Genomic DNA, 13,819 nt, shown 5'->3' on the forward strand with positions numbered 1-13,819 from the left:
CGGTCCCGATGCGGTCGATCATCCGCCTGGTGCTCGAGGCGTATTGGCGCGAAGCGCGCCGGGCGACCCTGCTGGTGATCGGTACCACAATCGTCGGCGCCCTCGCGGCGATCACCGCGCCCTATCTCTTCTCCCGCGCCGTCGATGCGCTGACGACCGGGACGGGAGCCGGCGCAGCCCTGCGCCTCCTGCTCCTCTACGCGCTCCTCGTCGGCGTCGCGGCGGCGTTCGGCCAGGCCGCCCGCTTCCTCATCCTCCTCTGTGCGGAGCGCCTCGCCTTCATGGCGAACACGGCCTTCTTCTCGGCTCTCCTGCGCAAGACGCCGGATTTCTTCCTCGACCACAATCCGTCGGAGATCGGCAGTGCCCGGCAGTCGGGCGCGCAGGCGCTCAACACCGTCGCGCAGCTCGTCGTCGGCGGCCTGCTCCCGGGGCTCGTCCAGATCACGATCGCGGCCGTCCTCCTCTGGCGTCTCCTGAGCTGGGACGTCGCCGTCATCGTGTTCGTCTACGGGGCGATCGTGATCGGCCTCGACTACGTCCGCATCGGCCGCGTCCGCCCGTTCCTGAAGGCCGCGATGGAGAGCAGCCAGGAGAACGCGAAGCTGGTTGGCAACGCCGTCGCGCTGATCGACACGCTGCGCCAGACCCGGGGCGAGGCCTGGATCAAGGATCGGTTCGCCCGGGGGGCGGGCGAGACCGTCGCGAGCTGGCGCGGCTACGCGCTGGCGAGCAGCGCCTTCAGCGGCGCGCTCGGCCTCGCCGCGACACTGCAGCTGGCCGTGACGTTCCTGCTCCTCATGCCGCGCTACGAGGCCGGATCGCTGACGGTGGGCGACATCGTGCTGTTCAACACGCTGCTCCTGCAGCTCAACGAGCCGTTCCGCCTCGTCGGGATGGCGATCAAGGAGACCACGGAGGCGGCCGCCCGCTTGCGGCCGCTGACGACGCTCTGGTCCGCACCCGAGCAGGCCGAGCCGGACGACCCCGTGCCCTACCGGACCGCCGAGGGCACGATCGCGTTCGAGGACGTCACGTTCCGCTACGCCAACGGACGTGGGGTCGCGGACCTGTCGTTCATCGCGAGACGCGGAACGCCGACTTTCCTCACGGGCGAGACAGGATCGGGGAAGTCGACGGTCCTGAAGCTGCTGCTCAAGGGCGCTGCGCCGACGCAAGGGCGCATCCTCGTCGACGGCATCGACCTGACGCGGATTACCGACACGGACTGGTTTTCCCAGGTCGGCGTCGTGCCGCAGGACGTGGTGCTCCTCAACGACACCCTGTCAGCCAACATCGTGCTCGGCCGTCCTTTCGATGCCGCCCGCCTGCGCGCGGCCGCGGAACGGGCCTCGATCCTGCCCCGCATCGAGGCGATGCCGGACGGGTTCGACACGGTGGTGGGCGAGCGGGGGCTGAAGCTGTCCGGTGGCGAGCGTCAGCGGATCGCCATCGCCCGCGCCCTCTACGGCGCGCCGAGCATCCTGATCCTGGACGAGGCCAGTTCCGCCCTCGACGCGGAGACCGAGCGCGAGGTCATGGACGGGCTGCGAGGCGTCGCCGACCGGCTGACGATCGTCTCGGTCACGCACCGGATCGCGACGATCCGGGCAGGCGACCAGATCGTCCGTCTGCCCTCGGGCCCGCCGCGACACGACGAAACCGCCGGAGAAGGGTCTCCGGCGCTCGGCGCCTGAGCAGGCTGGCCCTGGCAGGCCAACGTTTCGCCTGCTCAGATTGTTGTTTCATCGCAGATTTTTGTCGCAAGACCGAGGGCCGCTCTCACGGCACACGACACGGGCGTGAAGCCCTTCTGCGTCAAGGCTTTCCCATAACACCACCTCATCCTGAGATGCGGGCGATCGAAAATCGCTGAGCCTCGAAGGAGGCCTCCAGAGATCGCAGCCGCATCTGGAGGCCTCCTTCGAGGTCAGTCGATCTTCGATCGCCAACGCCTCAGGATGAGGTCGCGGGTGGGAGAGATAATCATCGCGAATTCACTTCACTGTCGTGTACCGTGGGCCGCTCTTGCTCAATCTGCTCAGGGCATCGTCCGACGACGGAAGTATCGATCCGTCGAGAAAAAATATGAAAGATCAAAGATCTGGAGCAGCATCCGGCCGGACGACCGTGATCCGGTCGAAGCCTTCGGCGGCGGTCGGTGCCTCGAAGAGGCCGGCGACCGAGCGGATCGCCTCCTCCGGGACGCGCCGGTCGGCGGGCCGCGAGGCGTTGCGCGTCAGGGCGAGGGCGAGGGGGACGTCGATCCACACCGCCTCGACGCGGGCGCCGGCCGACCGGGCGATCTCGACGATCGGGCGGCGGTGCCGCGCGCCCGGGAGCGCGGCATCGAAGTAGACGACCTCCGGATGCCGGGCCTGGCGCCCGATCCAGGTCGTCTTGCCGGCGCCCTGCAGGCCGCAGACGATCACGACGGTGCGGGGGCCGTCATCCGCCCGGAGCGCCCGCCGCAGCGTCTCGTAGCAGGCCTGCCACGCCTGCCGGCTCCGCTCGGGCGTCCAGACCCGCCCCTCCGCGGTCTCGAGGCAGTCGTCGGGATTGATCGCGGCCGGCCTCACCCCTCGGCGGCCCGCCGCGGCCACATCCGCCCCAGCACCTCGTCGCGCCGGATCCAGGCGTGCCAGGCCACCGAGAGCACGTGGAGGGCGAGCACGATCCCGATACCCCAGGCGATCCAGTAATGCGCGGCGTAGCCGGCGAGCGACAGGGCCTTGTCGACCGGCACGAGGCGCGGGAACGAGACCACGCCGAACCACGGCAGGCCGTAGCCCCCGGCCGCCGAGTAGACGTAGCCGCTGACCGGCAGGAGCAGCATCAGAGCGTAGAGGCTCCAATGCGCGGCCTTCGCGGCGAGATGGGCCGAGCGGGAGGGCGGCGCGCGGTAGGCCGGCTCGCCGGCGACGAGCCGCCAGACGAAGCGCAACGGCAGGAGCAGCAGCACCGTCAGGCCGATGGATTTGTGGATGTCGAGGATCTCGCGCCGCGGCGAGGTGCCGGGCACCTGCCAGGCGGCGTAGATGCCGAGGACCAGCGCCACCAGGATCAAGGCCGCCATCAGCCAGTGGAAGCCGCGCTGGGTGCGGTCGTAGGTGTGGGGATCGCGGGCCCGGGCCATGGTGGTCTTCTGCGTCCATCGTCGTATGGCCGAGCTTGTCGCGCCCGATCGGGGCGTGAGCGCGGCGGGTTCGTTTCGCGTCCGTCACCGGGTGCGGAGCGGGCCCGGTTGCAACGCGCCGCCGCCCGGGACATATCAGGAACACCCCACGGAGGCCGGCGCGCGGCCCGAAAAACCCCGGAGATCCGCCGCCGATGGCGAAGAACCACCAGACCTTCGCCTGCCAGTCCTGTGGCGCGGTCTACAACCGCTGGCGCGGGCGCTGCGAGGCCTGCAACGGCTGGAACACGATCGTCGAGGAGACCGGCGCGACGAGCCCGGTCTCCGGCCCGGTCGCGACCCGGCCGAGCCGGGCGCGAGGACGAATCTTTCCGCTCGAGGGCCTGACCGGCGAGGTCAAAGAGGCGCCCCGCACCTCCTCGGGCATCGCCGAGCTCGATCGGGTGACGGGCGGCGGCTTCGTGCGCGGCTCGGTGATCCTGCTCGGGGGCGATCCCGGCATCGGCAAGTCGACGCTCCTCATGCAGGCCTCCGCGGCGCTGGCGAAACGCGGCGAGCGCGTCGCCTACATCTCGGGCGAGGAGGCGGTGGGCCAGGTGCGGCTGCGGGCCGAGCGGCTCGGGCTGGCGAGCGCCCCCGTCGAGCTCGCCGCCGAGACCAACGTCGAGGACATCATCGCCACCCTGAGCCAGGGCAAGCCGCCGGCGCTCGCCATCATCGATTCGATCCAGACGATGTGGACCGAGACGGTGGAATCGGCCCCCGGCACCGTGACCCAGGTCCGCGGCTCGGCCCAGAGCCTGATCCGCTTCGCCAAGACGTCGGGCACCGCCGTGATCCTGGTCGGCCACGTCACCAAGGACGGGCAGATCGCCGGCCCCCGCGTCGTCGAGCACATGGTCGATGCGGTCGCCTCGTTCGAGGGCGACCAGGGCCACCATTTCCGCATCCTGCGGGCGGTGAAGAACCGCTTCGGCCCCACCGACGAGATCGGGGTGTTCGAGATGACCGACGGGGGGCTCGCCGAGGTGCCGAACCCCTCGGCCCTCTTTCTCGCCGGGCGCGACCTCGCGGCGCCGGGCACCGCGGTCTTCGCCGGGATGGAGGGCACGCGCCCGCTGCTGGTCGAGATCCAGGCCCTGGTGGCGCCCTCCGCGCTCGGCATGCCCCGCCGCGCGGTGGTGGGCTGGGACCCCAACCGCCTGTCGATGGTGCTGGCGGTGCTCGAGGCCCACGGCGGCATCCGGCTGGGCGGCCACGACGTCTACCTCAACGTCGCGGGCGGGCTTCGCATCAGCGAGCCGGCCGCCGACCTCGCGGTGGCGGCGGCCCTCGTCTCCTCGCTCTCGGGCGCGGCGCTGCCGTCGGACGCGGTGTATTTCGGCGAGGTCGGCCTGTCGGGGGCGGTCCGCCCGGTGGCGCAGGCGCCGGCGCGGCTCAAGGAGGCGCAGAAGCTCGGTTTCGCCAAGGCGCTGATGCCGCTGGGCCGGGAGGGTGCCGGGCGCGACGGGTCCGGGACGGGGTTTCCGGCGGAGTCGCTTCGCCACATCGCCGATCTCGTCGCCGGGGTCGCCGCCAGCGGCAAGCCGGTCCGGGGCGGGCGGCGTCCGCAACAGCGGCTGCCGGCCTATGACGACGAGGACGCCTGAGCCGCCCGCCTCAGGCCGAGGGTGACGAAGCGCATCCGGCAGCGTATACAACGCCGGCGGTGCCGGGCAGCCGCGACCCGAGCCAACGCTCCCGCCCCCGAACCTGTTCCTGCCAATGCCGTTCTCCGTTCTCGATCTCGTCGTGCTGGGCGTCGTCGTCATCTCCGCGCTGCTCGCGGCGGTGCGGGGCTTCACCCGCGAGGTTCTGGCGATCGTGGCCTGGGTCGCGGCGGCGGGCCTCGCCTGGACCCTGCATCCGCTGCTGCTGCCGACCGTGAAGCAGCACGTCTCCAGCGACACCGTTTCGCTGGTGGTGTCGATCGCCGCGATCTTCCTCGTCACCCTGCTGGTGGTCTCGGTGATCACCGTAAAGATCTCGGACCTGATCCTCGATTCGCGCATCGGCGCGGTCGACCGCAGCCTCGGCCTCGCCTTCGGGGCCGGGCGCGGCTTCCTGATCTGCGTCATCGGCTGGGTCTTCCTGGCCTGGCTCGTCCAGGGCAAGGTGCCGGACTGGGCCCAGCAGGCCCGCAGCCGCGAGATCCTCGAGAACAGCGGACAGAAGCTGGTGGCGATGCTGCCGGACAACCCGGAGGGCCTGCTCAAGCAGTTCCGCAAGCCCAAGCCCGAGGTCGATCCCGGCACCGACGCCCCGGCGGAGGCCGACACGCCGCCCCAGCGCCGCACCGATGCGAGCCCCCGGCGCTGAGACCGCGCACGAAGGACACACCCCGCCAAGGACGCCCGACCGGCGTCCTTTGCATGTGAGGTAAGCCCCGCAACGCACCTTTGACGCCTTGGTTCCGCCGAAGGCAGCGATTACATAGCCGGCGGCGAGGCAAACGATCGGACGCAACGCATCGGATGCGGGCGGTCCGGTTCCTGCTTCGCTCGAGGCGAATCAGGCCCGCGCGGCGACCGTCACGGGACGCGCGGGGTCGGCGAGGCGAGGCCGTGCGGTGACCGGCCACCAGGGGCTTCTCATCATGTCAGCACGCAGCGAAACCTTCCGGGGCGCCCCCGGGACGAGCGAGGCGTTCGGCGGCGATCTCGACCTCGACGGTGACACCCTGCGCGAGGAATGCGGCGTCTTCGGCATCTACGGCCATCCGGATGCCGCCGCGATCGTGGCGCTCGGCCTCCACGCCCTGCAGCACCGCGGCCAGGAGGCGGCCGGCATCGTGTCGTTCGACGGCCGGGTGTTCCATTCCGAGCGCCGCATGGGCCTCGTCGGCGATTCGTTCTCGGACCTCGCCACGATCGAGCGCCTGAAGGGCCAGACCGCGATCGGCCACGTCCGCTACTCGACCACCGGCGAGACGATCCTGCGCAACGTGCAGCCGCTCTTCGCCGAGCTCGAGACCGGCGGCCTCTCGGTCGCCCATAACGGCAACCTGACCAACGGCCTCTTGCTGCGCCGCCAGCTCGTGCGCGACGGCGCGATCTGCCAGTCGACCTCCGATACGGAAGCGATCCTCCACCTCGTCGCCCGCTCGCGCCACGTCCGCATCGTCGACCGGGTGATGGACGCGCTGCGCCAGATCGAGGGCGCCTACGCCCTCGTGATGATGACGAACAAGAAGCTGATCGGCGCCCGCGATCCGCTGGGCATCCGCCCGCTGGTGCTCGGCGAGCTCGACGGCCGCTACATCCTGGCCTCGGAGACCTGCGCGCTCGACATCATCGGCGCCCGTTTCGTGCGCGACGTCGAGAACGGCGAGATGGTGGTGATCTCGGAAGACGGCATCGAGTCGATCCGCTTCGCCCGGGCCCAACCGCTCCGCCCCTGCATCTTCGAGTACATCTACTTCGCCCGGCCCGATTCGACCGTGAACGGCAAGAGCGTCTACGCCGTGCGCAAGAACATCGGCCTGGAATTGGCCAAGGAATCTCCGGCCGAGGCCGACATCGTCATCCCGGTGCCGGATTCCGGCGTGCCGGCGGCGCTCGGCTACGCCCAGGAGACCGGGCTGCCCTACGAGCTCGGCATCATCCGCAACCACTATGTCGGCCGCACCTTCATCCAGCCGACCCAGTCGGTGCGCGAGCTCGGCGTGCGGATGAAGCACTCGGCCAACCGCGCCGCGGTCGAGGGCAAGCGCATCGTGCTCGTCGACGACAGCCTGGTGCGCGGCACCACCTCGGTGAAGATCGTGCGGATGATGCGCGAGGCCGGCGCCCGCGAGGTGCATTTCCGCATCGCCTCGCCGCCGATCACCCATCCCGACTTCTACGGCATCGACACGCCGGAGAAGGAGAAGCTGCTCGCCGCCACCCACGACCTCGAGAGCATGCGCGAGTATATCGGCGCCGACTCGCTCGCCTTCCTGTCGATCGAGGGGCTCTACCGGGCGATGGGCGAGGAGCGCCGGGACGCGGCCTGCCCGCAATACACCGATCACTGCTTCACCGGCGACTACCCGACGGCGCTGACCGACCTCGCGGTCGCCTCGCCGCGGCGCATGGCGCTCCTCGCCGAGGCCGACTGACCCCGAGGCGGACGAACCCGAGGCGGCCCTCCCGGGGGAGGCCGCCGCCAAGCCGATCGATCCCGAGCCGACCGACCCGATGACCGACACCCCTCTCGCCCACAAATCCCTCGCGGATCGCATCGCGGTCGTCACCGGGGCCTCGCGCGGCATCGGCCGCGCGGCGGCCCTGGCGCTCGCCGAGGCCGGCGCCCACGTGATCGCGGTCGCCCGCACGCAAGGCGCGCTCGAAGAACTCGACGACGCCGTGCGGGCGGCGGGCGGCTCAGCCACCCTCGTCCCCCTCGACCTGTGCGACTACGACGCGATCGACCGTCTCGGCGCGGCGATCAACGAGCGCTGGGGCCGGCTCGACATCCTCGTCGGCAATGCCGGCGTGCTCGGCAAGCTGATGCCGCTCGGGCACATCGACCCGAAGGTCTGGGCGAACGTGATGGACGTCAACGTCACGGCGAACTGGCGCCTGATCCGCTCCCTCGATCCGCTCCTGCGCCGCTCCGATGCGGGGCGGGCGGTGTTCGTCAGCTCCGGCGCGGCCTCGTCGTGCCGGGCCTATTGGGGGCCGTACGCGGTGTCGAAGGCGGCGCTGGAAGCGCTGGTGCGGACCTACGCGGCCGAGACCGAGACCACGGCGGTGCGCGCCATGCTGCTCAATCCCGGCCCCTTGCGCACCGCGATGCGCAAGGCCGCGATGCCGGGCGAGGACCCGGAGACGCTGCGCACCCCCGAAGAGCTGGCACCCCACATCGTGCGGCTGGCCAGCCCGGACTGGACGGAAAGTGGAACGATCTTCGACTTCCCGACCGGCCGCGTCCTGACGCCGCAGAAGCCGGCCTGACGAGAATCGCCGATCGTCGGTGAGCCAATTCCGCTCTGACGAAGAGTCTGCCCGGTCCCGCGCCGGACAGGCCGGCAGGTATTCCGCGCCGTACGGCCCGCGGGAGACCGTGCCCGTCACGTTCCGACGGCAACGTCCATCAGCCATCTGAACATTTATAGTTCATTTTACCGGTTGTTCGGTACCGATCCCGGTACTGGATTTTTTCTTCTACCCGCGGCGAGGTTTAAGGTTGCATTAGCGGGCATGCCCGACACCCGATCGCAGGCATACCCGCCACCGGTGTCCCCGGGGCGGACCCGACGACGGAACGGACGACCGTGACCGCAGATACCGATGTCCTGTACCGGCTGCTCGTCCAGGGGGTGACCGACTACGCGATCTACATGCTGGATCCGTCCGGTCGCGTGGTGAACTGGAATGCCGGCGCGGAGCGCGCCAAGCAGTACACCGCCGCCGAGATCGTCGGCCGGCACTTCTCCTGCTTCTACGGCCCCGAGGACCGGGCGGCGGGGCAGCCGGAGGCCGGCCTGAGCCAGGCCCGCGAGACCGGGCGCTTCAAGGCCCAGGGCTGGCGCTTCCGCCGCGACGGCAGCTCGTTCTGGGCCGACGTCGTGATCGACGCGATCCGGGACGAGGACGGGGCCCTGATCGGCTTCGCCAAGATCACCCGCGACCTGACCGGGACGCGCGAGCAGGACCTGCGGATCGTGGCCGCCAAGGAGGCGGCCGAGCGCCACCGCGACGAGCACCGCGCGATCTCCGCCTTCCTCGACAGCGTCATCGCGACCATCCCGTCGAGCGTCGTGGTCCAGGACGGGGCGACGGGGCTGATCCGGCTCGCCAACCGGCAGGCCGAGCTGCTGCTGTGCCGCTGCACGGGCGAGCTGGTCGGCCGTTCGCCCGCGACGGTGCTGCCCCCCCTCCTCGCCGCGCAGTTGCGGGCCGCCCTCGCGACGCCCGGCGCCACCCCGATGATCGAGGCGCCGGTCGACACTCCCTGGGGCCCCCGCACGCTGACGATGCGGGCCATGGCGATCGGCGAGGAGGGCGGGCCGCGCCACGCGCTCCTGGTGGCCGAGGACATCACCGACGAGCACGCCGCCCGCGTGCGGATCCACCACCTCGCCCATCACGACGGCCTGACGGGCCTGCCGAACCGCGAGTTGTTCCGGCAACGGCTCGGCGACGCCCTGTCGGCGGACGGCGAGGCCGAGACGGCGGTGCTCTGCCTCGATCTCGACGGCTTCAAGGGCATCAACGACACGATGGGCCACCCGGCCGGCGACCAGATGCTGCGGGTCATCGCCCGGCGCCTCGAGGAGGCCTTGCGCCCGGGCGACACCCTGGCGCGGCTCGGCGGCGACGAGTTCGCGGTCGTCGCCCCCGTGCGGGGGGCCGCCGCGGAGGCCACTGCGCTCGCCGACCGGATGATCGCGGCGGCGCGGCGGCCGATCGTGATCGACGGCCAGTCGTTCGCGCCCGGGGTCAGCATCGGGATTGCGCTGGCGCCCTCCGACGCCGCGAGCGCCGACGAGCTGCTGCGCTGCGGCGACCTCGCGCTCTACGAGGCCAAGCGTCTCGGGCGGGGCCGGCATGCGCGCTTCCACGGGGCCCTGGAGGCCTCCGCCCGCTACCGCCGCCTGATCGAGACCGACCTGCGCGACGCGATCGCCCGGCGCGAACTGGCGCTGCACTACCAGCCGATCGTGCGGGCGGCGGACGGCGAGACCGTCGGCTACGAGGCGCTGCTGCGCTGGCACCACCCGGTGCGCGGCCTGATCCCGCCCCTCGACTTCGTTCCGGTCGCCGAGGAGACCGGGATGATCGACGCGATCGGCGCCTTCGTGCTGAACGAGGCCTGCCGGGAGGCGAGCCGCTGGGGGAGCGGCCGGCGCGTCGCCGTCAACCTGTCGCCGGCGCAGTTCCGCAACCCGGCGCTCGCCGCCGAGGTCGCCGCGGCGCTCGACGCCTCCGGCCTGCCCGCCGACCGGCTCGAGCTCGAGATCACCGAGTCGGTGCTCCTCGACGCCTCGTCGAACAACCTGACGACGCTCGGCCGGCTCAGGCGGCTCGGCGCCCGGATCGCGCTCGACGATTTCGGCACCGGCTACTCGTCCCTGAGCTACCTGTGCACGTTCCGCTTCGACAAGATCAAGATCGACCGGGCGTTCATCCGCGGGATCTGCGACAGCCGCGAGGCGCTGGCGGTGGTGCGGGCGATCACCGGTCTCGGCCGCAGCCTCGGCATCGTGGTCACGGCGGAAGGCATCGAGACGCAAGAGCAGGCGGCTTGCCTGCGCCAGGAGGGCTGCACCCAGTTCCAGGGCTACCTCTACGGCAAGCCGATGCCGGCGAGCGCCCTGGCCGAGGGACCCGTGGCGGAGGGATCTCTTGGGGGGGAAGGGGCCGCACCGGCCCGGGCGGGCACCGGGGCGTGAGGCCGGTCCTTCGGCCGGCTGGCCCGGGCCCGGCCGACCGGCTATCAGGCGGGGCGCGCCGAGCCCCCGTCCGGGTCTCCGGGCGGGAGGGCCGAGGACCGATGATCGACGTGCGGGCGATGTGCGCCATCGGGCAGCGGGGCCAGCTCGGCCTCCACGGCCGGCTGCCCTGGGAGGGCAACACCGATCCGCTCTACGTCGAGGACGTGACGCGGTTCTTTGCGGTCACGCAGGGCCACGTGCTGATCGCCGGCCCGAAGACCATCGAGGCGGTGCCGGACTTCGCCTACCAGGACCGCACCATCGCCATCATCCGCTCGCACGAGGATCCGCGGGCGGTGCTGGCGCGCTATCCCGGCCGGCGGATCTATGTCGGCGGCGGCATCGCGGTCTGGAACGTCTACGCGCCGTTCATCCAGCAATGGGACATCACCCGCCTGCCCTACGACGGCGAGGCCGACCGCTGGTTCGACCCCGCCTGGCTGGTGGGCCGCGGGCGGGACTGACGCTCGTTCCGGCAGGGCCGCGACCCGGCGATCCGGGTCGACCCGACCCCGGAGGAGGGCCTGGTCGGCCGGGCCTTCCTGCCCGATCGGATGGCGGCGGCGAGCCCCGGCCGTCCGCGCCCGGCCGAGAGGGCGAGCGTCCCGGCGGTCGTGCCGGCGTTGTCGTCGCCGGCCGGCTGGTCTCCGGGGGCGACATTGCGGGACCGGAGATCGCCCTGTGGGCGCTCTTCCCGTCGCGGCGGCTCCTCAGCGCACGGGTCTCGGCCTTCCTGGAGCGCCTGCGAAAAACGTTTCCGACGGGCGCGCCGGAGGAGCTGGCCGCCATTCTCGATGCGTGTGGCGCGCTCGCGCCGCCTCGTTCCCGGGTGGTGAAGACGGCTCACGCCGCCTGGACCCTTGGAAGGTGAAGACGGCTCACGCCGCCTTCACGGCCGCCAGGAAGCCGCCGACCTCGCGGGTCAGCCCGTCGGAGTGGCGGGACAGGGAGAGGGCCGCCTCGAGGACCCGGCCGGCGGCGACACCGGTCTCGCCGGCCTCCCGGCGCAGGTCGCCCAGGGTCTCGGTGACGTGGCCGGTGCCGTGCGCCGCCTCGCCGACGCTGCGGGCGATCTCCTGCGTGGCCGCGCCCTGCTGCTCCATAACCGCCGCCACCGAGGTGGCGGAGGCCGACATCTCGCCGATCACCCGGCCGATGCGCTGGATGTCGGCGACGGCGGCCCGGGTCGCGGCCTGGATCGCCCCGACCTCGCCGGTGATCTCGTCGGTGGCCCGGGTGGTCTGGCCGGCGAGCGCCTTCACCTCGGCGGCCACCACCGCGAAGCCGCGGCCCGCCGCGCCGGCTCGCGCCGCCTCGATGGTGGCGTTGAGCGCCAGGAGATTCGTCTGCGCGGCGATGTCGGCGATGACCGAGACGACGCGCTCGATGCGCTCGGCGGCCACCGACAATTCGCTCACCGTGGCGTCGGTGCGGCGGGCATCCTCCACCGCCTGCCCGGCCATGCGCGAGGTCTGGACGACCTGCCCGACGATCTCCTGGATCGCGGCGGTCATCTCCTCGCTCGCCGCCGCGACGGCGTGGACGTGGCCGGAGGTCCGCTGCGCCACGCCCGCCGCCGCGTCGGTGCGCCCGGCCCCGGCCTCGGCCCCCGCCGCCATCCCGCGGGCGGCGGCCTCCATGGTGCCGGCGGCTCCGGCGAGATCGCGGGACAGGCTCTCGACCTTGGCCTCGAACTGCCGGGCGAGACCGTCGACCAGGGCGGCCCGCCGGGCCGCCGCCTCGGTGCGCTCGCCCTCCCGCTCGGTCAGACGGCGCATCTCGGCGCCCGATTCCTTGAACACCTGCAGCGCCCGGGCGAGCGCCCCGATCTCGTCCCGGCGTCCGGTGCCGGCCACCGCGACCGAGAGGTCGCCCGCCGCGAGGGCGTTCATCGCCCGGGTCGTCCGGGCGAGTGGCCGGGCGATGCCCAGGACCGCGATGGCCGAGAGGACCGAGAAGGCGAGGACGAGCCCGAGCGCGGCCACGAGGGTCAGGCGGGTCTTGGTCGCGGTGGCGGCGGCCTCGGCGGCGTCCCGGGCGGCCGAGAGCTCCGCGAGGGTCGCCTGCACCCGCGCGTCGATGGCCACGGCGGCCTTGGCGCGGCGCTCGGCATCCTGCTCGCTCGACAGCGCGAAGGCGACGTCGGTCATGCCCTGCTGGGCGTTCGTCACCACCTTGCTCGAGAAGGCGAGGTAGTCGGCGACGCGGGCGCGCAGGGCCTCGTCCTGCGCGCGCTCGTCGTCGGTCCCGGCCAGCGCGACGAGTCGCTCGGCCTGCGTGCCGGCGATCTCCTCCGCCGCCCGGTGCTGCTTGGCCAGCGCCTGGCGGACCTCGTCGCTGCCCTCGATGATGACGCTGCGCTGGGCGATCGCCGCCTCGGCGACGGCGTTCTCGACCCGCAGCGCCGACACCGCCCGGTTCGTGCGCACGTCGACGATCTCGCTCATCGTCCGGCCCATGGCGTCGAGGCCGCCGCGGGCGAGCCCGACCAGCCCGAGGGCGACGACGAGCACGAGGGCCGCCGGCAGGGCGAGCTTGGCGAGCAGCGGAAGGTCGTTGAAGCCGCGCATGTCCGGTCTCCGATCGCGAGATGCTCCGGACCGATCGGCCGCACGTCCGGGACGCATCCAAGACCCCAGGCTAGGGATGCGCGGGTTAAGGAGGGATGTGTATACGATCCGGCATCTTATCGTCTCCCGATCGTTTTCCATGGAAGGATATCAAGTAGAGACGATTCATATAGCAATATGAACAATAATTCTACGTTCGATCGCAAGGTGGAATGATAGATCCTGCCGGCGGCGGGCGTGGCGTCGGCATCCTCGGGCGAAGCCTCGATCGCGGCGGGCCCCGGGTTCGCGGCATGCCATCGGGCGCCGGTCGGCCGCCGGGGCGCCGGCGTGATCGCCCGGGCGCAGCCGGACCCAACGTCAGAATCGCCCCCGCGATTGTCCATCGCGAGGATTGCCGGTCGACGATTGTCCGTCGCCAAGACGGCGCGAACACGGTAGAGCCGTCGGCAACCAGTCAGATGCGGGTTGTCGAGCGATGAGCGAATCCACCGACCGGTTCAAGCGTGCGCCCAAGCGCAAGACCGCGCAGGCGCGCACCCTCACGGTGTCGCCCGAGGCCAAGGCGGCCTACGAGAAGATGATCCGCGACAAGGAGGAGCGCGAGGCCTACGCCCGCAACCTCCCCGCCGACCAGAAGCCGCGCTGACGCCG

At 71.8% G+C, this 13,819-nt stretch carries 11 protein-coding genes; 8 read left to right on the forward strand and 3 right to left on the reverse strand.

The genetic code is table 11. The annotated features are described in order from the left end of the window. Positions 1–8 precede the first annotated feature (8 nt). Complete coding sequence (locus BMX97_RS12200; protein ID WP_091750080.1) at positions 9–1,697, forward strand: ABC transporter ATP-binding protein; 1,689 nt, start codon at positions 9–11, stop codon at positions 1,695–1,697. Between the two features lie 399 nt (positions 1,698–2,096). Here the strand turns inward: BMX97_RS12200 and BMX97_RS12205 are convergent, their stop codons facing one another. Next, positions 2,097–2,579 (reverse strand): AAA family ATPase, encoded by a 483-nt coding sequence (locus tag BMX97_RS12205; protein ID WP_091750644.1) that lies wholly within the window; start codon positions 2,577–2,579, stop codon positions 2,097–2,099. After that, the gene (locus BMX97_RS12210) at positions 2,576–3,136 is read right to left on the reverse strand and encodes a cytochrome b (protein WP_091750083.1); all 561 of its coding nucleotides are present in this window, start codon (positions 3,134–3,136) and stop codon (positions 2,576–2,578) included. The genes BMX97_RS12205 and BMX97_RS12210 overlap by 4 nt, the downstream gene beginning before the upstream one ends. Before the next feature lie 194 nt (positions 3,137–3,330). Between BMX97_RS12210 and radA the strand changes: the two genes are divergently transcribed. From radA to BMX97_RS12240, 6 genes are all read left to right on the forward strand, one after another. Continuing rightward, positions 3,331–4,785 carry a DNA repair protein RadA gene (radA, locus tag BMX97_RS12215; protein ID WP_091750086.1) on the forward strand — a complete coding sequence of 485 codons (1,455 nt, stop codon included), beginning with the start codon at positions 3,331–3,333 and terminating at the stop codon, positions 4,783–4,785. Between the two features lie 115 nt (positions 4,786–4,900). Next, a complete protein-coding gene (locus BMX97_RS12220) occupies positions 4,901–5,494 on the forward strand; it encodes a CvpA family protein (RefSeq protein WP_091750089.1) in 594 nt (197 codons plus the stop codon). Between the two features lie 277 nt (positions 5,495–5,771). Continuing rightward, positions 5,772–7,274, forward strand: coding sequence for an amidophosphoribosyltransferase (gene purF, locus BMX97_RS12225; RefSeq protein ID WP_091750647.1), 1,503 nt, complete (start codon positions 5,772–5,774; stop codon positions 7,272–7,274). Positions 7,275–7,353: 79 nt separating this feature from the next. Continuing rightward, positions 7,354–8,112, forward strand: coding sequence for an SDR family NAD(P)-dependent oxidoreductase (locus BMX97_RS12230; protein ID WP_091750092.1), 759 nt, complete (start codon positions 7,354–7,356; stop codon positions 8,110–8,112). A gap of 320 nt (positions 8,113–8,432) precedes the next feature. Beyond that, positions 8,433–10,553, forward strand: coding sequence for a GGDEF and EAL domain-containing protein (locus tag BMX97_RS12235; RefSeq protein ID WP_091750095.1), 2,121 nt, complete (start codon positions 8,433–8,435; stop codon positions 10,551–10,553). 101 nt (positions 10,554–10,654) lie between these two features. Beyond that, positions 10,655–11,059, forward strand: a complete 405-nt coding sequence (locus tag BMX97_RS12240) for a dihydrofolate reductase family protein (RefSeq protein WP_060846860.1) — start codon at positions 10,655–10,657, stop codon at positions 11,057–11,059. A 414-nt stretch (positions 11,060–11,473) separates the two neighbouring features. Here BMX97_RS12240 and BMX97_RS12250 read toward each other — a convergent pair whose 3' ends face one another. Then, positions 11,474–13,165, reverse strand: a complete 1,692-nt coding sequence (locus BMX97_RS12250; RefSeq protein WP_091750101.1) for a methyl-accepting chemotaxis protein — start codon at positions 13,163–13,165, stop codon at positions 11,474–11,476. A 478-nt stretch (positions 13,166–13,643) separates the two neighbouring features. Here BMX97_RS12250 and BMX97_RS32830 point away from each other — a divergent pair, with 478 nt between their 5' ends. Continuing rightward, positions 13,644–13,814, forward strand: a complete 171-nt coding sequence (locus tag BMX97_RS32830) for a hypothetical protein (protein WP_167543911.1) — start codon at positions 13,644–13,646, stop codon at positions 13,812–13,814. Positions 13,815–13,819: the final 5 nt, after the last annotated feature.

Origin of the sequence: Methylobacterium sp. ap11, from assembly GCF_900110515.1 — a bacterium.
Classification (GTDB): Bacteria; Pseudomonadota; Alphaproteobacteria; order Rhizobiales; family Beijerinckiaceae; genus Methylobacterium; species Methylobacterium ajmalii.

Bases quoted from the DNA above. Each gene is read 5' to 3' on its own strand.
- radA (WP_091750086.1), top strand. From the start codon at position 3,331: ATGGCGAAGAACCACCAGACCTTCGCCTGCCAGTCCTGTGGCGCGGTC.
- BMX97_RS12220 (WP_091750089.1), top strand. From the start codon at position 4,901: ATGCCGTTCTCCGTTCTCGATCTCGTCGTGCTGGGCGTCGTCGTCATC.
- BMX97_RS12230 (WP_091750092.1), top strand. From the start codon at position 7,354: ATGACCGACACCCCTCTCGCCCACAAATCCCTCGCGGATCGCATCGCG.
- BMX97_RS12210 (WP_091750083.1), bottom strand. From the start codon at position 3,136: ATGGCCCGGGCCCGCGATCCCCACACCTACGACCGCACCCAGCGCGGC.
- BMX97_RS12250 (WP_091750101.1), bottom strand. From the start codon at position 13,165: ATGCGCGGCTTCAACGACCTTCCGCTGCTCGCCAAGCTCGCCCTGCCG.
- purF (WP_091750647.1), top strand. From the start codon at position 5,772: ATGTCAGCACGCAGCGAAACCTTCCGGGGCGCCCCCGGGACGAGCGAG.
- BMX97_RS12240 (WP_060846860.1), top strand. From the start codon at position 10,655: ATGATCGACGTGCGGGCGATGTGCGCCATCGGGCAGCGGGGCCAGCTC.
- BMX97_RS32830 (WP_167543911.1), top strand. From the start codon at position 13,644: ATGAGCGAATCCACCGACCGGTTCAAGCGTGCGCCCAAGCGCAAGACC.
- BMX97_RS12200 (WP_091750080.1), top strand. From the start codon at position 9: ATGCGGTCGATCATCCGCCTGGTGCTCGAGGCGTATTGGCGCGAAGCG.